The following is a 17,080-nucleotide window of genomic DNA, read 5'->3' on the forward strand; positions in this document are numbered from 1 at the left end:
TGTGGACATTTTTTACGATTCAGTTGTTTGCTTTCTAGGCCGGCGTTTTCCCCAGTATTGATAATAGTCTGTTTTAATAAATCCATTAAACAGTTTTCTCTTTTTCGTCGCTTTTCTTCCGAAACACTCTTCGAACTTTTCATGTGACGTTAAAATGTAAATGGACCACGTATCTAAGTTTTTCAATGCTTCGCCCATGCCTTGATACATTTTTTCCACAGCTGGCTTATCGCTGAGACGTTCACCGTAAGGCGGATTTCCGACAATCACACCATACTCATCTTTTGTTTGAAAGTCTTTCACTTGCATTTGCTTAAATTGAATCAGTTCACTAAGACCAGCTTCTTCTGCGTTCAGTTTCGCAATCTCTACCATACGATGATCAATATCGCTCGCGATAATGTGAAGCGGCTGATCATAATTCGCCTTTTCTTCTACTTCAAGGCGTGCTTTGTTCCAAATGTCCTCACCGATCCATTCCCATGATTCAGATGCGAACTCACGGTTAAATCCAGGGGCAATGTTTTGTCCAATCATCGCTGCTTCAATAGCAATTGTTCCTGATCCGCAAAAAGGATCGACAAACGGACGGTCAGGTGTCCAGTTCGTTAATAAGACAAGCGCCGCTGCAAGGGTTTCTTTAATCGGCGCGCCCCCTTGATCTGCACGGTATCCACGTTTATGAAGACCCACACCAGACGTATCAAGCGTCAGCAATACTTTATCTTTTAAAAGCGCTACCTCGATTTTGTATTCAGGGCCCGTCTCTTCTAGCCATTCAGACTGTATGTTGTAAGACGATCTAAGTTTTTGCGCGATAGCCTTTTTGACGATGCGCTGACAATCCGGCACACTGGCAAGCTGAGATTTAACAGATTTACCAATGACAGGGAATGTGCTATTTTTCGGTAAAAAAGCAGCCCAGTCAATGGCTTTTGTCTGCTCAAAAAGCTCGTCAAATGTTCTAGCCGAAAATTCAGCAACTTGGACCTTGATTCGGTCTGCTGTACGCAGCCATAGATTCGCACGGCAGATGGCAAGCGCATCTCCTTGAAAAATAACTTTTCCGTTATCTACAGTGCACTCATACCCGAGGTCTCTTACTTCTTTTGCAACAATCGCTTCAATTCCCATTGGCGCTGTTGCGATGAGTGTATAGGTTTTCATTTGTTTATCACCTGTTTTCTCGTTCTTTTCTTAATCAAGATAAAAGCTCTCCATATGTAGAAATAGGAGAGCTTTGATTTCATCATGTTTATGATAACGGATATAACGTTCTGTAAGCCATGTTTTGTTCCATCGTACTACAAACGGCAAAAGCCTCGTACTCAGGTGGTAATCATCTATCTACAGAATTCTCTGTCCTTCTCTCCGTTTGGTTCCTTTGAGAAAGTTCCCCTACCAAGTTTGGGTTTCTCGCTCGAGGGGTTTACCGCGTTCCACTCTCACCATTTCTAGTGAGACTTCGTCACTGTGGCACTTTCAAGGATACTTTGCCATATCCTAAAAGGACGTAGGCATTTTTCCTGCCGTCAGCCTTTCCCAGGCTGCCCTGGCTTATTTTTTCGCCAGGCACGAACACTACGGGCATCTCAGCACCGTGCGAGCATGGACTTTCCTCTGCAATGTCAAAGCATTACAGCGATTACCCGAACGTTAATCAACATGCGTTATTATAAACGACAATGTCATCTGACACAAGCTTTTTTGGTATTACTCAATCATAAAGTTTGCTGCCGAAAACGTGTTTCTCAAGATTAGATAGTCTTTTTAAAATATCAAAGTTTGTTGTATTGGACTGTGCAGGCTGTCTTTTCCCTTGCTCAACCGCTTCTTCAAGCTGTTTTGACAAGTGAAGGTTTTCTTGTTGGAGTTTTTCAATTTCTTGATGGAATGTCTCATAGTCTTTAATGACCATATCTAGAAATTTATCGACTTCTTCTTGTTTATACCCTCGGACACCTGTTTTAAATTCTTTTTCTAAAATTTCTTTCGCAGAAAGCTTTACTTTATCAGCAAGCATCTTTTTCACCTCATATCGTGAATTCATAGTATATTTTTTCAGAAATACGTGACGTTGTCAAATTTTCTCTTGCTTTTAGTCAAAAAACGGATCTTCCGCCTCAACCTGTGCTCTTAAATCATCCATTGTGATATACATTATTGGGTAGTCGGTATAGGTTTCAGCTTCTTTGATCATATATTTTGGCGAGCCTTCGTGCTCGGGATCATATAAGACGAGAAGGCCGTCCGTTTTTTCAATAAAAAAGCGGTTCTTTTGTTTAAATTGTGCCGGACTTTCATACGGTCTATGCGTGACACTTTCTACAAAATCAGCTTGTGCAAGAACGCCTTCATACAGCTCTTTATTTTGTTCATTCCAGCGCTCTTCCTGTTCATAAAATGGTGTAATGACAGCAAGTTTTAAATCTGGAAACTCCTCTTGAAGCTCAAAGACCACTTCAGCTGTCCATATTTCTGCCCCTAACTGACCTGAAATGAGCACCCATTCCAGCCCGTCTTCAATGAGTGCCGTCAGCCTTTTCCGAAGTTCCGCTTTTATGTATTGAAGTGCAGGCTCGTCTTGTTTGAAGATCCCAAGCTCAAATGGCTTGTACCCTGTGACAGCAATAATTTTCATTTTTTCACCTGCTTTTAAAAAAAGGGACTTATAAAAGTCCCATTTCACTTTATCTGTTACAGCAAGGTCCACCGCAGTTAAAGTGTTGATGTGTTGCCGGGTCCACCTGAGAAAACGTATGCGGGAAGTAGTGAACATGTTGGAAATTTTGGTGATGAACATTTGTTACATGCTGCGGGTGGATGTGCGGCACAATTGTAGTTGACTCACTATGCGTACAGCAGTGATTCGTTGGATGTACAATTGGCTGTGTAACATTTGGATTGCAATGATGATGATGGTACATGTAGCATTCCCCTCTCCTTGATTTTCTTACATTAACAATGTATGAATCAAGAGGTGTACATGTACTAATGCATTAACCTATTTTAAAAGTTTGCAAGAAAAACATCTTTATAGTTTGAAAACACAAACGCGACCAATATGACAACAAGAAAAAACAAGTAGAAAAGACCCTTATACATGCTCTACGCTCCTCATTCAATATCTAACGTTATTTTACAGGATTCGTGACTTTTCTACAATAAAAGTGCTAAACAATTTTTATTTTCGGCCGAGAGCCGAACGTTGTCATTTTTTGCGCTTTCCCAGGCAATAATTTCATTGCCCAGCTTTTCTTAAGAGCCGCTTTTCTCGCTTGTCAAGTTCCACAATGTCTCGTTCACTTAAAGACGATTGTGATAACAATGTTTGGGTAATGGAAAGGGCTGCTTTAGGATCTTTTTGACGGTGTTCTTCATACTTTGCTAGCTCTACACCCGCTTTTAATCTTACATGAACATCACTTGATTCAAATAGACGCCTCCATATGCATGCCGCTTCATCCCATTGTTTTAATCGCTTGTACTGTAATGATAGATCATAAGCTGCTTGATCCGCATGCTCAAACGCTGCTCCCGTTAATTCTTGCAGGTGCTTTGTTGCTTCCTGCACATCGCGGTGAGCAAGATGCCACTTAGCTAATGCATATTTCTCATCGTCTTCCTTCACCGCATCTTTGGATAAGATTTTTTTAGACAAATGAATGTAGAGACTGATTAACGATAAGACATCAAGTTCATTGTGAGTCAAAATTCCTTCAATCAGTTTCGGGTTTTGTTCCTTTAAAAAGTGAAAATAGATCATTGGTGCGAGGAACCCCGGTGTATCTCCCTCTCGATTGACGTGCAGTTCCTCTTTTTCTACAACCGAAAGAGCCATACGCTCATATTTATGTTTCCACAATCTCCTTGACCCATGCAGAAGGTCAAAATGACCAAATTCAGGTAGAGCAGGTATTTGATCGCGTAATAATGTATGCCTCGTTTTGACTTGAGGCCAGTCAAATGATTTTCCATTATATGTCACAAGCGATTCAACATCCACCTCACTAAGAAAGCTTTTATAAAGTGCCGCTTCATTTCCTGGATTCGTGAGCAGATGTTGTTTTACCACCACTTTATCTGAATAAACTCTCGCATGCCCAAGCAGAAAAATCATATTTCCCGTTCCGCCAGATAGTCCTGTTGTTTCTGTATCGAAGAAAAATAGCTCGTGAGGCTTGTAGCCTTTTGCAGAAAGAGAATGCTGAATCTCACTTTTGTTCCATGCACTCACCATCTCCGGCAGTTCTGCAAATGAATATCGCCCATGCTGATGGTCAAGTGGATAGGTCACTTCCCGAATGAGGCAGAAAGAGTCTTCAAAGTAGTAAGGAGCTGCACTTAATTCCCCCCACTCTTTTAGAAATGGAATGGTTTCAGCCGTCACAGTGTGCGTTTGTTCCTCTTTTACTGCCACACGCTTTTCATCTGACTGATTGTGTGACAGGTGTTTTTTCATTCTGTTTAATTTTCCTTTTAATGACATGAGTACGTCTATTCCCCCTTCCTTTAAAATCCTGCCATCAATTGAATGATACTGCTTTTTCCATCGATCTCTTTCATTTCCATGCCAATACAAGATGGACAGCCGTTCTCGCAGCTGCATCGCTCAATCAGCTGAGTGGCTGCACGAGCAATTTCATCAAAGCGAGCCTGGACCTCTTTACTTAAACCGATTCCACCTGGGTAATGATCATATAAAAATACGGTCGGTTTCCCCGTATGGGCTGCCTTTATTTGAGAAATGACATGAATGTCTGAACGGTCACACATGACAAACGCCGGAACAATATGCTGAAGAACATTGGCAATACCGAGCAAGAGCTGTTCAAGTGTTTTTTCTTCAAATGTCCGCTCTGCTTCATGTAATTCAAACCAAGCAGCACTCGTATGAATCTCTTCTTCAGGTAAGTGAATCGGGCCGGAGCCGATATTTTCACCGGTTGATAATCGAATTTTTTTGAAAATGGTCGGCATTGCATTGACGGTCACATCACCGTAGTGAACAGATACCGCTTCCTTCTCTGTTGTCTGATCAATTTCAAGCACCTTGAGCTGAACCGCTAAATTCGCATCTGTATAGTATTCTACATCGACTTGTTTCACATAAGCCTTAAGGTGTTCATAATCTAGCTTTTCCACTTGATACTGAACCCCTTCATGTAAATAAATCGCTTCATCATGAAGTAAGGTCATCGCACTGAATCGATCCATCTCCCCAATAATTCGAACGTTCGCTACATCGGATTGATCGACAATGACGACATTTTCCTGACTTGCAGATCTCAGACTGATCCCATGAGCCGGGAACGATTGATCTGACCAATAATAACGGTTCCCGCTGAAATGAAGAACCCCTTCTTCATGTAAGTATTGCAAGATTTCTTCTACTTCCATACCGCCAAACTGTTCATCTTCTCGAAACGGTAGCTCGTAGGACGCACATTTTAGATGATCGACTAGGATGATAAGGTTCTCAGGATTGATTCTTGCCGATTCAGGTGGTCTGTTAAAGAAGTATTCAGGGTGTCTGACAATATATTGGTCAAGTGGCGATGAGCTTGCGACCATGATAATGAGTGCTTCCTCATGACGCCTTCCAGCTCGTCCTGCCTGCTGCCACGTACTCGCTACACTGCCAGGATATCCGGTCATGATACAGACTTTTAGCTGTCCAATATCTACTCCTAATTCTAGTGCGTTTGTGCTGACAACACCGAGAATGTCTCCTTCCCTTAAGCCTTTTTCAATCATGCGCCGCTCTTTCGGCAAATAGCCCCCGCGATAACCACGGATCGATTTAGGACCAATTTCTTTTTTCACTAGTTCTTGAATATGACTTAGAATGACTTCAACTCTTACCCTACTTCTAGCAAAAACAATCGTTTGAATTTTTTCTTTTAAAAATGTTTTAGCGAGCTGATTCACAACAGTGGCCGCACTTTGTCTAATATTTAATGGCTTATTGACGACTGGCGGGTTGTAAAAGACAAAATTCTTTTTACCGCTAGGCGCTCCGTTGCGTTCAATGAGATGCACCTTGCTTCCGGTCAGCTGCTCTGCAAGCTCTTTCGGATTCGCAATGGTCGCTGAAGTACAAATAAAGGTCGGGTCACTTCCATAAAATGCACAAATTCGCTTTAGTCTGCGAATGACATTGGCAACATGACTGCCAAACACGCCTCGATATGTATGAAGCTCATCAATGACAATATACTTTAAGTTCTCAAATAAACTGACCCATTTCGTATGATGAGGTAAAATCGCTGAATGCAGCATATCTGGATTTGTGATGACAATATGTCCTGCCTGTCTGACGCGCTGGCGAATCGCTGGGGAGGTGTCCCCGTCATAGGTTTCACTGTGAATTGGAACATCCATCTCATGAATGATTTCGTTTAATTCACTTTTTTGATCTTGCGCAAGTGCTTTTGTTGGAAATAAATAGAGGGAGCGGCTTGTCTGATCTTCTGAGATCGACTGAAGAACTGGCAGATTGTAACAAAGTGTTTTACCTGAAGCTGTAGGTGTCACAGTCACCACATTCTCACCATCCATCACACGTTCAAAGGCTTCCTTTTGATGAATGTATAGTTCACTCACACCTCTTTTTTCAAGCGCCACTTTGAGCCTGTCATTTACTCTTTCAGGAATTGGAGAAGTCAGTGCAGGCTTCGCTTCAATTTCATGCCAATGCTCGACCTGTTCGTCTTTTTTTAAATCTTCTATGAGTTCGTTCATTGTTTTCTTCTTCATCTGGTATCCACCTCTCATTCTAGTGTACCGAATATTTGTTTGCATGACTAGGCGGCAATTTTTTGATGCACCGCTTGTGAGCAAATATTTTGATGTGTTGTAACAATATCTATTACACTTCTATAGTGAAATGATTTTATCAAGGAAGAAGATGATCAGATTGAAAAACGAATTTAAGCCTTTATTTGAACCTTTTACATTCCCAGGGGGTGCCTCTATTGATGGCCGTTTAGTCGTTGCACCAATGACACACTTCGGTTCTCATGAGGATGGCACGATCTCAAAGGAAGAAATTGATTTTATTACCGCTAGATCAAGCGAAATGGGCATGGTCATCACCGCATGTGCAAACGTGACGCCAGATGGTAAGGCGTTTGAAGGACAGCCTTCTATTGCAAGAGATGAAGATATACCTGGCCTACAAAAGCTTGCTTCTGCGATTCAAGCGAAAGGAACAAAAGCCATTATGCAAATTCATCATGGCGGCTCTCAGGCTCTCCCTCATTTAGTCCCAAACGGTGATGTCGTTGCGCCAAGTGATGTATTTAAAGATGGAAAACAAATTGCGAGAGCTTTGACAGAAGAAGAAATTCCTCACATCATCGACTCATTTAAAGAAGCAGCAAGACGCGCGATCCAAGCAGGATTTGATGGGATCGAAATCCATGGAGCGAATGGATATTTATTACAGCAATTCTACTCCCCGCATAGTAATCAGCGTACAGATCAATGGGGCGGAAGCGAAGAAAAGCGTCTCGCATTTCCAATTGCAGTAGTAGATGCAGTGAAAGAAGCAATCAAAGAACATGTAACAAAACCATTTATCTTTGGGTATCGATTATCACCTGAAGAACCAGAAACACCTGGTTTAACCATGACAGAAACATTTACTTTAGTGGACGTACTTAAGACAAAAAACCTTGATTACTTGCATATTTCTTTAATGGAGATTGACGCTAAGGCAAGACGTGGTGCTGATACAAGTAAGACGCGGATGGAGCTATTAAAAGAGCGCTGTGGTGACACGCTTCCACTCATCGGCGTCGGCAGCGTCATTACAGCTGAAGATGCACTGAATGCATACAATCAAGGGATTCCACTCATCGCTGTTGCAAGAGAAGTCATTGTTGATCCCGATTGGGCAGTAAAGATTAAAGAAGGCAGAGAAAACGAGATTGAAACCGTCATTAAACGCAGTCAAAAAGACAAGTACTTGATTCCAGAAGGTTTATGGACTGTCATGGAAGCAAGTAAAGGCTGGGTTCCAATGGAGGATTAATCTCCTCAATCAAAAAACTACCCTATCAACTCAGGGTAGTTTTTTTTGGATTATTTCATTTTCACTGTAAAAAGCTTGGACGTCTGCTTTTCTACAGAGCCCTTAGGTTCTTTGTCAAGATGTTCTACTAAATCACCATTCATGATGACAATTGGTGTCACTGTGCTTGCGGCTTTTTCTTCAATCAGCGCTAAATCACACGTAATGAGAGGATCACCTGCTTTCACTTTATCCCCTTCTTTTATGTGTGCTTCAAAGCCTTCACCATTTAATCCAACCGTTTCAAGTCCGATATGAATCAGAAGCTCAAGCCCTGAGAGTGTTCGAATCCCAATTGCATGTTTTGTATGGAAGAGTTGAATAATTTCACCATCTACTGGTGACACAATGGTGCCGTTTTTTGGTTTTACAGCTACGCCGTCTCCCATCATCTTTTGAGAAAAAACGGGATCTGGTACATCGGTCATATCCATTAACTCTCCATCAACTGGAGAATAAATGACTTCTTCCTTTACATCATCTTGGTTTTTTCCGAAACCGAATAATTTTTTCAGCAATGTTCATTTGCTCCCTTCAAGCTTTGCTTCTAGATCTATTCAGCGTATAAACCTTCACGCCCATACACCTTGCTTCATTCAACACTATTTAATCATAATTTTTTCCTCTCATCAATTGATAACCGCCTGAGCCCCTTTTGCATAGGCTGTAGATGAGAGGTGATTCAAATGAAACATGAAAGTGAAAAGAAACACGAGTTGTTAGCAAATGAAGACATTCTATATGAAGCGATTGAACAATTTTTTGCATCATCGCCGTTTCACGACATTTTAAATAGTGCAGAGGCGCTGATGACCACGAGCCATTCACTTGCATCCATTACAACCGATGTGACAGAAGATGATCAATATGTATACATTGAGATTCGATTTCCAGACCATTTTGTCGAAGGTGATATCGCACTAGAAGTGAAAGCGCAATATTTACACTTATCGGTACAGGAAAAAATCAAAACAGACACGACTTCCTCCTATTCGAGCTTTACCAAAACCATTTTAATGCCTGCAAAAATAGATGAAACCAATATGAAGAGCGTTTGGAAAGATCAATCACTTCGTGTGACTGCGCCAAAACAAACAACCCAATAGATGTATATCTATTGGGTTTTGCTATGCTTTAAAAATACTAGTAAATCCTTTCGCCAATGAGCCCACTTGATTCATTGTACTCATCATTTGTCCAGCAGTATCAAACATTTTATTAAAATCGTATTGCCCATTCGTTTTTTTAAATTGTGACAGCACACTTTTAAATTGAGATGATTGCTGTTTTTGCGGCCTTGGCAAAGGATAAGGATTCATAGGCTGCTGCATAGGCATCATGCCCGGCGGCTGCATTTGCGGCTGATTCATTGCTTCAGGCTGCGGCTGATAAGGCTGGAAGTTTTCCTGATATCCAAAAGGCGGCTGATAGCCTGCAGACGGCGGCTGGTTCATTTCACCTTGATATGGGGGCATGAAATATTCTGGAGGCTGCGGAGGCTGCTGCATATCTGGATACGGAAAAGGCCGTTGCTGAAATTGATTCATTTCATAAGATGGCTGGTTTGAATAAGGGAACACGTATCTCGCTCCTCTCGCTCTGAAAAACATATTGAAGTCAATGATATATTATGTTCAGGAAGCAGAAGATGTGCCTACAGCAGCCATAAGAAAAACGCAGGCTGTTTCATCAGCTGCGTTTGTTGATTTCTTCTATTAAAAGGTTCAGTGTATAAATCACTGACTCAACTAAATTTTTCACACGAGGTGCATGCTGTTTGCCAAAATAAGATTGCAGCACAACCTCTTTTCCATTTTCTTGGACGGCTTCAAGCTGTTCTTGATGTAAGTATCTAGGTTTGGCCTGATGAATAAATGAGGTAGCAGCAGTAAGCCACTCTTCCATTTGCTGATCAAATTTGACAACGGCCGGCTGAATATCGTTGTAAAAATCATAATCTGGGTATTCCTCTGCTGCCTTTCCCTTTAGGTACTGCTCGTATGCTTCTTCGATCCATGTGATCAACTCTTGTGTATGTTTAAGTAATGTTTGATTATCCAAAGTGTTCACCTCTATGAACCATCCTATCAAACGTTTACTTATTGCTCAAATAGAAAAGCTATCCGGCGTGATATGCGGGTCTTGCCGCCAGCTTATACTCTGCTGCATGAATTTTCAATTCACATTCCTTCACTTCAGATTCAAGACGGTCAATGATTTGTTCTTGCTCCTCTACGGCAGCGTTTTTGGTTTTTTTGACAGCTAAAGACAGTTCTTCTTCCACCGCATCAATCTTTCGCTCAATTTCCTCTAATAACTGCATAATGGATTCTTTTGATACAAATTCGCTCATCATCAGATTCCTCCTTTATCATCTCTCGTTACATTCTCTTTTCTTTTGCTCCCTCCTTCATACATGACAAAACTAGAACTAAATCGCCAATCTAAGTGAAGATAAGCGCAATTTCTTCCATTTCGACACGTGCTTGTCCTTCTTTGTATGATCGCGTCCGATTGTGTAAATTCTAAGGACAAAGGAGGTAGATGTCATGAAAAAGCAGCAAGCACCAAAAGAGCAAAAAACAAAAGGGAAAGAAAATAGTACAGATCAGCTTGATAAAAAGCTCGGCGGCCCTAACCGTCCATCCACGTAAAAAAAGCAGGTACCCCCTGCTTTTTATTTATGCAAAAAATAGTGTTCTAATGAGAAAAGAAAACGAAGCTGCCTTTTTTTATGAAAATACCAGTCGGTCAGCTCAATTTGTTTTGGTAAGCGCTCTACTTCAAACAAGGATGGACTCAATTTCTTTTGAAACCAATCTTCCCTTCGATCGTCTAATGAATGTGTCATGACTGGATACACCGTTCTGAGGAAAGGGCTTGACCTTCGCGCAATCCCTAAAAACGGTTCAAAATCAAATCGAGATCCCGTATGCGGCACGGTATGCAAAAAATGATAAAAATCCGAAAACAAATCGGCTCGAAACAATAGTTTTGCTAGTTTTTTCCCTAACGTAATGCGCTCTTTTACTTGGGAAAACTTTCGTATGGTTAAGCCGTACAAATGCCCGTCTACTGTCGGAAAAACGACGGTTTGAAAATGTGCCCACTCGCTGAAAAGATATTGAATCGAGTGAAAAACATTCTTTTTCAGGAGAGGATTTTGTATAATAGGAGATTGTATAGTATATTGTTCATTTATGATGAGTGCATGCAGCAATCGCTCTGTGTCACGCTTTTGCCAAAATCGTTCCCATTCAGCGTTCATAAAACGTGACACACCGAAATGGGGCAGCAGATGAAATAAAGGTTTGCGGCACCTTTTTGACCATTCATACAAGAGAAGCTGCGGGTAAGCATCTGAAAAGATCAGCCAATTCGCTCTTTCATATGCTGTAAAGAACAGACGCCCTTGCTGATCCGTTAAACCCGGATGGAAGAGCTCGCCTTTTAAATCTGTCATCGACCATCCAGCATTTCTGGAGACAAAAGAAGCAAGCAGAGACCATTTCATCTCTGGATGACGGTCATAAAAGCGCTTGTACGCATTTGTCCTTGTCAGATTGTCCTTATTTTTCGCTTTCGTTTCATGTAAAATATGCTGGGTAATCATGTGCTCTTGTTGTGACAACATGGTGATCTCTCCAATACAAAATGCATTAAAAGGAGGCTGAAACTTGATGATTCGGTATCCTAACGGAAAATCGTATCAGCCCATTCAACAAATTGGGACAAAAAAAAGAATCAGCGGCGAATCATCTTATAGTAACCGCGGGATGACGCTTGAAGCTGACTTAAATGAAACGAACCAGTACTATTTGGTCAACGGGATCGCAGTCATTCATAAAAAGCCTACCCCTGTTCAAATTGTCAATGTGGATTATCCAAAAAGAAGCGCTGCTGTCATTAAAGAAGCCTATTTTAAACAATCCTCCACAACAGACTACAACGGGGTATACAAAGGGCGTTATATCGATTTTGAAGCAAAGGAAACCAAAAGCACCACCTCGTTTCCACTCAAAAATTTCCACGACCATCAAATTGAGCATATGAAACAGGTTGAAAAGCAAGGCGGTATTTGTTTTGTTATTATATCCGCATTTGGTTCCGTTTATTATTTGTCCGCTACTGACCTCTTCTTCTTTTGGGAGCGGCAGCAGCAAAACGGCCGAAAATCCATTAGCAAAGATGAATTAATGGAAGCAGGTCACCTCATGACACTTGGATATTCGCCAAGAATTGATTATATTAAAGTAGTGGAGACACTTCATTTTTCGGATGACAGCAAGCAACATTTACGTTCGAAAAAGGTTTAACACGAAAGGTTGAGATGTGATGTCTGATCAATTTACAAGTCGTGAACAGCGACGTAAAGCAAGTCAAGAAAACAATAAGAAGCAAAAGAACAAAAAAGGCAAAAAGAAAGCAGGTCTATTTAAAAAAATATTTTTATCTTTACTCGTGATCGGTCTTCTTTGTTTAGTAGCCGGAATCACAACTTTTGCCGTTTTTGCATCAAGCGCTCCTTCTATTGATGATAGCAAGCTAAAAACGCCGTATTCTTCAAAACTTTACGATAAAGACAAAAAAGTCTTTGCAGAAGTCGGGGCGGAAAAAAGAACGTATGTCTCAATTAAAGATATACCCGACGTGGTAAAAGACGCGTTTATTGCCACTGAAGATGCACGTTTTTATAAACACCACGGGATTGATCCTATCCGTATTGGCGGTGCTCTTGTCGCAAACGTCGAGGACGGTTTTGGCGCAGAAGGTGGAAGTACGATTACACAGCAGGTTGTGAAGAACTCCCTGCTTAACAATCAAAAGACGTTAAAACGTAAAGTACAGGAAGTATGGCTCTCGATTCAGCTTGAGCAAAAATACTCTAAAGATGAAATTTTAGAAATGTATTTAAACCGTATTTTCTTCTCTCCTTATGCTTATGGTGTTGGGAAAGCGGCTGAACAATTTTTCGGAGTAACAGATTTAAATAAACTAACTGTTGCACAGGCTGCCACACTTGCAGGTATGCCGCAAAGTCCTTCTGCCTATAACCCTGTGAAACATCCAGAGGCAGCGGAAAAACGCCGTAATATCGTTTTAGGCCTAATGAAAAAACAAGGCTATATTTCAGAGAAAGATTATGAGGAAGCAAAAGCAACACCTGTCAGCAAAACCGTTGTTTCAGCTGATAAATATAAGAGTCAAAACTCAAGTAAGTACTCTGCTTATATTGAAGAAGTCATGGAAGAAGTGCAGAAAAAAGCCAAAGTAGATGTATCAACAGATGGATTAAAAATCTATACTTCTCTTGATCGAAAAGCACAGGATCATCTGGATGACATCATCAATGGGGATTCAGCCGGATTTACGAAAGGTATGCAAGCTGGAGTCACCCTGCTAGATACACAAAATGGTGAAATTCGTGCCATTGGCGGTGGACGTGATGTACCAGCCGGCGGCTTTAACTATGCCACTGATGCAAAACGCCAGCCGGGATCTACAATTAAACCAATTTTAGATTACGGCCCTGTAATTGAAAACAAAAAATGGTCAACATATCAGCAAATTGATGATGCGCCTTATACGTACTCTAACGGTACACCAATTAACAACTTTGACAGAAGACACTTAGGGAAAATGTCGATGAGAAGTGCTTTGGCACAATCACGAAACATCCCTGCTTTAAAAGCTTTCCAAGAAGCTGGTACAGATAATGCTGTTCAATTCGCCAATAACTTAGGTTTGGACTTACCTTCTGACATTCCTGAGTCTTACTCAATCGGCGGATTTGACGAAGGTGTCTCTTCTCTTAAAATGGCTGGTGCATTTAGTGCATTCGGTAACAACGGATACTATAATGAACCGCATGCTGTAACGTCTGTTGAATTTAATGACGGAACGAAGCTTGACTTAACGCCAGACTCTAAAGCAGCCATGAGTGATTACACTGCATTTATGATCACAGATATGCTGAAAACTGCTGTACAATCTGGAACAGGTACACTCGCACAAGTACCGAATGTTCAAGTAGCTGGTAAAACAGGTACAACCAACTTTACACAAGATGATATTAATAAATACAACATCCCTTCTGGCGGGGCGAAAGATTCATGGTTTGTCGGTTACACGCCGCAATACACAGCAGCTGTGTGGACTGGAATCGGCAACTCAAAAGATGCAGACGGCAAAATGTGGCTTACGGATTATGAACAACGTGTTGCCAAAGTTGTCTTCCAGAAATTAATTTCTCAAATTGATGATGGAAGCGGCTCATTTGAAAAGCCAGACAGTGTCGTTGAAGCAACGGTTGAAAAAGGATCAGATCCAGCGAAGTTAGCTGGACCAAACACACCAAGTGATAAGAAGACAACGGAATACTTCGTCAAAGGAACTGTCCCAACAAAAGTTTCTGACACATATGAAAAGAAAGAAGCTGACAAACCATCTGACTTAAAAGCGGTGTATGATGAAGAGAAAAAATCGATTACACTCACTTGGGGTTATGATGACGATGCAGATGCAACATTTAATGTGAAGCAAGCGGTCGATGATGGCGGCTATAAAGACATTCAAAACAGCTCTTCTAAAGAAGCCGTCATCTCTGATGTAAAGCCAGGATCCACCTATAAATTCCAAGTGACAGCGACTGTAGACGATGTCACAAGTAAAGCTGCTTCTACCTTCCTCACCATTAAAGATGACGAAGAAGAGGAAGAAAAAGCAGATGATGAGAACAAAGAAGAAGAAGAGCCACAGCAACCTGATGATGAACAGACAGATCAAACAGATGATAATCAAAACCAAGGCACTGATGAGCAGAAGCCTGATGATAAAAAAGATCAAGATCAAGGCGGAAATACCGAAAACGGCAATGGCGGTTCAAGTGATGGCTCAGACAGTACAAATGGAAACAGCAACTCACAGAGCGATGGCAATAAAGATAAAAAGAAAGACGACGAGAAAGCCAATTCTCAAAGCTCAAATACTCAGTCAAATTCTACTTCTCGCAAAGAAGACGAATAACAAAAAAGCACTTGCCCTATGTGGCAAGTGCTTTTTTAACGATTTTGTTTTAACTTTCTGAGTGCATCGTATTTTCCATACTGCTTTTTGAGCTCTGTGTATAACTCGTCCAATTGAATAAAGCAATGATATTGAGTAGGTTTAAGCAAAATAAACTCTAATCGTTCTGTCCAGTTAATGGGGGCTACTGGAAACGTCTGTTGTTTGATTTCCTCCCAATCAATGGTTTGAAGCTTCTCTCCTTTGATCCAGTAAAACATTGCAATCATACTGACAATGCCTTGCAGCATATCATCCTCTTCACACCGAGATTTTCTCGTTTGAAAGCGAGGAAGCATGTTGTCTTTTAATTCATTCCACAGTTCAAACATCAAAGGAACAAATTCTTCCGTTTTCTGCCATGGTTGCTCATCTAGTAAAGGTTCTGAAGATAGATCAAATGCGAGTGGATTGATTCTTAATATATCTTTTTTTTCGCCGCTTATCTCTACCTTTTTTTCTTTTAGCTTTTCGACATATGAGGTGAAAACAGCTGCTCCGCTCATGCCAGCTTCACCAGCCCTTTTTTCAGCCTCTTCTGCCCTTCTCTGCACATATCAAGAAGTGGACAAGATTCACACTGTGGTCGCTGCGCCTTACAGTGATATCTGCCGAAAAAGATGAGACGATGATGGGTTACGGACCAATCCTCTTTTGGCACCTTCTTCATTAAGGTTTGCTCTACCTCAAGAACAGAATCCTTCCAGCGGCAAATCCCAAGTCGTTTGCTGACGCGCTCGACATGTGTATCTACTGCAATGGCGGGAATTCCAAAAGCGACAGACACAACGACATTTGCTGTTTTCCGCCCAACTCCTGGGAGCTTGATTAGCTCATCTCGATCTCTTGGCACTTCACCGCCATAATCTTCAATCAGCATTTGGCTTAATTTTTGAATGTTTTTTGCCTTATTACGATAAAGACCGATCGAACGAATATCCTGCTGCAACTCTTCAAGCGGCACACTTAAATAGTCTTCTGGTGTTTTATATTTTTGAAATAGATGTTTGGTCACTTTGTTCACTAGAACATCTGTACATTGCGCTGAGAGTGCGACAGCAATCACTAGTTCAAATGGATTGGAATGAACAAGCTCACACTCAGCCTCTGGAAACATATCTCCTATAATATCTAAACATTCATTGATTTGTTTTTTTGATAACATGCCTTCTCCTTTATTGGTTATTGTTCCAGCCAATTATAAAAAGGAACTTGTCGTTTATATGAAGATGTTTCTTCTTTTGAAGGTGGGGCTTTTTGCTGCGAACGAAAATGCTGGCTATGCTCTTTGGCTTCTTCCGCTGTTTTCAGCCCTTTCTTTTTCCACTCAAATAAAATTCGATCGATATAGCGGAAATTTAATTTTCCTGATAAAACGGCTTCTCTTAGAGCAAGACGAATCATCTCAGCATCATGATGGTCTTGGTCCATCCAGATCGAGAGTGTTTCCCCTTCAAGAGGAGAAAGTGGTCTGCCAAACTCATCTTCAAATAGCGCATATAAAGATTTTTCAGCCTGCACATGATTTTTTTGCAGGTCTTTCGCCTGTTTTGCTTCTAAAAAGTCATACAGCACACCCCATAAGGGCTCTACCGAGTACCGGTCATGCTGAATACCAGACCTGTCTTCAAACGGCTGGATCGAAATAAACCCTTTTTGAATCAAATACTGCACCATATAAGCACATTCTTCGGCCGAAATGGTCATACCATGTGAAAGCTCTTCAAATGTCTGAAAAAAGACGCCTTGTTCTTCATTCATTTTAATCTTTAACATGACCATCATTTGTGATTCATTCAGTCCTAATTGCTCATAATGAGCAATTAGCAAATTAGGCAAACTGGTCGACCCCATTTTCTGCATATCTATAAATTGCTGCCTTTTCATCGGATACACCTCTTCACTTTCAGTATATCACGTTTTCTCATACGTGCTGTC

19 protein-coding genes and 1 other RNA gene are annotated in these 17,080 nt (G+C 41.1%); 5 read left to right on the top strand and 15 right to left on the bottom strand.

The genetic code is table 11. The features are described 5' to 3' along the window. Positions 1-12: 12 nt before the first annotated feature. The 7 genes from ASG46_RS11180 to ASG46_RS11200 all read right to left on the bottom strand — a co-directional run bounded on the left by ASG46_RS11180 (position 13) and on the right by ASG46_RS11200 (position 6,759). Complete coding sequence (locus ASG46_RS11180; RefSeq protein WP_056704650.1) at positions 13-1,167, bottom strand: THUMP domain-containing class I SAM-dependent RNA methyltransferase; 1,155 nt, start codon at positions 1,165-1,167, stop codon at positions 13-15. Between the two features lie 108 nt (positions 1,168-1,275). Beyond that, positions 1,276-1,657: RNase P RNA component class B (rnpB, locus tag ASG46_RS20555), an RNA gene on the bottom strand. 60 nt (positions 1,658-1,717) lie between these two features. Continuing rightward, a complete protein-coding gene (gpsB, locus tag ASG46_RS11185; RefSeq protein WP_008344631.1) occupies positions 1,718-2,023 on the bottom strand; it encodes a cell division regulator GpsB in 306 nt (101 codons plus the stop codon). 75 nt (positions 2,024-2,098) lie between these two features. Continuing rightward, positions 2,099-2,641, bottom strand: a complete 543-nt coding sequence (locus ASG46_RS11190) for a DUF1273 domain-containing protein (protein ID WP_202394241.1) — start codon at positions 2,639-2,641, stop codon at positions 2,099-2,101. A gap of 49 nt (positions 2,642-2,690) precedes the next feature. Continuing rightward, entirely contained in the window at positions 2,691-2,927 is a 237-nt protein-coding gene (gene cotD, locus ASG46_RS20560) for a spore coat protein CotD (protein ID WP_072368252.1), read from the bottom strand. A gap of 314 nt (positions 2,928-3,241) precedes the next feature. Further along, positions 3,242-4,489: a ribonuclease H-like domain-containing protein gene (locus ASG46_RS11195; RefSeq protein WP_017359725.1), complete on the bottom strand. Its 1,248-nt coding sequence runs from the start codon at positions 4,487-4,489 to the stop codon at positions 3,242-3,244. A 23-nt stretch (positions 4,490-4,512) separates the two neighbouring features. Further along, complete coding sequence (locus ASG46_RS11200) at positions 4,513-6,759, bottom strand: DEAD/DEAH box helicase (RefSeq protein WP_056704651.1); 2,247 nt, start codon at positions 6,757-6,759, stop codon at positions 4,513-4,515. A gap of 160 nt (positions 6,760-6,919) precedes the next feature. Here ASG46_RS11200 and ASG46_RS11205 point away from each other — a divergent pair, with 160 nt between their 5' ends. Further along, positions 6,920-8,038 (top strand): NADH-dependent flavin oxidoreductase, encoded by a 1,119-nt coding sequence (locus ASG46_RS11205; RefSeq protein WP_025207530.1) that lies wholly within the window; start codon positions 6,920-6,922, stop codon positions 8,036-8,038. Positions 8,039-8,088: 50 nt separating this feature from the next. Here ASG46_RS11205 and ASG46_RS11210 read toward each other — a convergent pair whose 3' ends face one another. Continuing rightward, the gene (locus ASG46_RS11210; RefSeq protein WP_008344623.1) at positions 8,089-8,595 is read right to left on the bottom strand and encodes a PTS sugar transporter subunit IIA; all 507 of its coding nucleotides are present in this window, start codon (positions 8,593-8,595) and stop codon (positions 8,089-8,091) included. A gap of 168 nt (positions 8,596-8,763) precedes the next feature. Here ASG46_RS11210 and ASG46_RS11215 point away from each other — a divergent pair, with 168 nt between their 5' ends. Then, complete coding sequence (locus ASG46_RS11215; RefSeq protein ID WP_007500867.1) at positions 8,764-9,183, top strand: Hsp20/alpha crystallin family protein; 420 nt, start codon at positions 8,764-8,766, stop codon at positions 9,181-9,183. A 21-nt stretch (positions 9,184-9,204) separates the two neighbouring features. Here the strand turns inward: ASG46_RS11215 and ASG46_RS11220 are convergent, their stop codons facing one another. The 3 genes from ASG46_RS11220 to ASG46_RS11230 all read right to left on the bottom strand — a co-directional run bounded on the left by ASG46_RS11220 (position 9,205) and on the right by ASG46_RS11230 (position 10,430). Then, positions 9,205-9,657, bottom strand: a complete 453-nt coding sequence (locus ASG46_RS11220; protein ID WP_017359729.1) for a YppG family protein — start codon at positions 9,655-9,657, stop codon at positions 9,205-9,207. A gap of 109 nt (positions 9,658-9,766) precedes the next feature. Continuing rightward, complete coding sequence (locus tag ASG46_RS11225; protein WP_235562235.1) at positions 9,767-10,147, bottom strand: YppE family protein; 381 nt, start codon at positions 10,145-10,147, stop codon at positions 9,767-9,769. Positions 10,148-10,196: 49 nt separating this feature from the next. After that, positions 10,197-10,430, bottom strand: coding sequence for a DUF5446 family protein (locus tag ASG46_RS11230; protein ID WP_231131595.1), 234 nt, complete (start codon positions 10,428-10,430; stop codon positions 10,197-10,199). A gap of 196 nt (positions 10,431-10,626) precedes the next feature. Between ASG46_RS11230 and sspM the strand changes: the two genes are divergently transcribed. After that, positions 10,627-10,731, top strand: coding sequence for an acid-soluble spore protein SspM (gene sspM / locus ASG46_RS11235; protein ID WP_017359731.1), 105 nt, complete (start codon positions 10,627-10,629; stop codon positions 10,729-10,731). 23 nt (positions 10,732-10,754) lie between these two features. On the opposite strand, the gene ASG46_RS11240 is transcribed toward sspM, so the two are convergent. After that, on the bottom strand, positions 10,755-11,711 hold the full coding sequence (locus ASG46_RS11240; RefSeq protein ID WP_056704653.1) for a DUF2515 domain-containing protein: 957 nt from the start codon (positions 11,709-11,711) through the stop codon (positions 10,755-10,757). Positions 11,712-11,757: 46 nt separating this feature from the next. Here ASG46_RS11240 and recU point away from each other — a divergent pair, with 46 nt between their 5' ends. Then, complete coding sequence (gene recU, locus ASG46_RS11245) at positions 11,758-12,393, top strand: Holliday junction resolvase RecU (RefSeq protein WP_017359733.1); 636 nt, start codon at positions 11,758-11,760, stop codon at positions 12,391-12,393. 19 nt (positions 12,394-12,412) lie between these two features. Next, complete coding sequence (locus tag ASG46_RS11250) at positions 12,413-15,103, top strand: PBP1A family penicillin-binding protein (RefSeq protein ID WP_056704654.1); 2,691 nt, start codon at positions 12,413-12,415, stop codon at positions 15,101-15,103. A 35-nt stretch (positions 15,104-15,138) separates the two neighbouring features. On the opposite strand, the gene ASG46_RS11255 is transcribed toward ASG46_RS11250, so the two are convergent. Genes ASG46_RS11255 through ASG46_RS11265 form a run of 3 tightly spaced genes read right to left on the bottom strand, consistent with a single transcriptional unit; the run spans position 15,139 to position 17,029 of the window. Continuing rightward, on the bottom strand, positions 15,139-15,648 hold the full coding sequence (locus tag ASG46_RS11255; protein WP_056704656.1) for a YpoC family protein: 510 nt from the start codon (positions 15,646-15,648) through the stop codon (positions 15,139-15,141). Then, on the bottom strand, positions 15,645-16,307 hold the full coding sequence (nth, locus tag ASG46_RS11260) for an endonuclease III (protein WP_008344602.1): 663 nt from the start codon (positions 16,305-16,307) through the stop codon (positions 15,645-15,647). Before nth ends, ASG46_RS11255 begins: the two co-directional genes overlap by 4 nt. A gap of 17 nt (positions 16,308-16,324) precedes the next feature. Then, positions 16,325-17,029 (bottom strand): DnaD domain-containing protein, encoded by a 705-nt coding sequence (locus ASG46_RS11265; RefSeq protein ID WP_007500879.1) that lies wholly within the window; start codon positions 17,027-17,029, stop codon positions 16,325-16,327. Positions 17,030-17,080: the final 51 nt, after the last annotated feature.

It is taken from the genome of Bacillus sp. Leaf49 (assembly GCF_001426125.1).
Taxonomy (GTDB): Bacteria; Bacillota; Bacilli; order Bacillales; family Bacillaceae; genus Bacillus; species Bacillus altitudinis.

What these genes read in the sequence shown, in the direction of transcription:
- ASG46_RS11180 (WP_056704650.1), bottom strand. Translation starts at nt 1,167, where the DNA reads ATGAAAACCTATACACTCATCGCAACAGCGCCAATGGGAATTGAAGCG.
- gpsB (WP_008344631.1), bottom strand. Translation starts at nt 2,023, where the DNA reads ATGCTTGCTGATAAAGTAAAGCTTTCTGCGAAAGAAATTTTAGAAAAA.
- ASG46_RS11190 (WP_202394241.1), bottom strand. Translation starts at nt 2,641, where the DNA reads ATGAAAATTATTGCTGTCACAGGGTACAAGCCATTTGAGCTTGGGATC.
- cotD (WP_072368252.1), bottom strand. Translation starts at nt 2,927, where the DNA reads ATGTACCATCATCATCATTGCAATCCAAATGTTACACAGCCAATTGTA.
- ASG46_RS11195 (WP_017359725.1), bottom strand. Translation starts at nt 4,489, where the DNA reads ATGTCATTAAAAGGAAAATTAAACAGAATGAAAAAACACCTGTCACAC.
- ASG46_RS11200 (WP_056704651.1), bottom strand. Translation starts at nt 6,759, where the DNA reads ATGAAGAAGAAAACAATGAACGAACTCATAGAAGATTTAAAAAAAGAC.
- ASG46_RS11215 (WP_007500867.1), top strand. Translation starts at nt 8,764, where the DNA reads ATGAAACATGAAAGTGAAAAGAAACACGAGTTGTTAGCAAATGAAGAC.
- ASG46_RS11230 (WP_231131595.1), bottom strand. Translation starts at nt 10,430, where the DNA reads ATGAGCGAATTTGTATCAAAAGAATCCATTATGCAGTTATTAGAGGAA.
- sspM (WP_017359731.1), top strand. Translation starts at nt 10,627, where the DNA reads ATGAAAAAGCAGCAAGCACCAAAAGAGCAAAAAACAAAAGGGAAAGAA.
- ASG46_RS11240 (WP_056704653.1), bottom strand. Translation starts at nt 11,711, where the DNA reads ATGTTGTCACAACAAGAGCACATGATTACCCAGCATATTTTACATGAA.
- recU (WP_017359733.1), top strand. Translation starts at nt 11,758, where the DNA reads ATGATTCGGTATCCTAACGGAAAATCGTATCAGCCCATTCAACAAATT.
- ASG46_RS11250 (WP_056704654.1), top strand. Translation starts at nt 12,413, where the DNA reads ATGTCTGATCAATTTACAAGTCGTGAACAGCGACGTAAAGCAAGTCAA.
- ASG46_RS11255 (WP_056704656.1), bottom strand. Translation starts at nt 15,648, where the DNA reads ATGAGCGGAGCAGCTGTTTTCACCTCATATGTCGAAAAGCTAAAAGAA.
- nth (WP_008344602.1), bottom strand. Translation starts at nt 16,307, where the DNA reads ATGTTATCAAAAAAACAAATCAATGAATGTTTAGATATTATAGGAGAT.
- ASG46_RS11265 (WP_007500879.1), bottom strand. Translation starts at nt 17,029, where the DNA reads ATGAAAAGGCAGCAATTTATAGATATGCAGAAAATGGGGTCGACCAGT.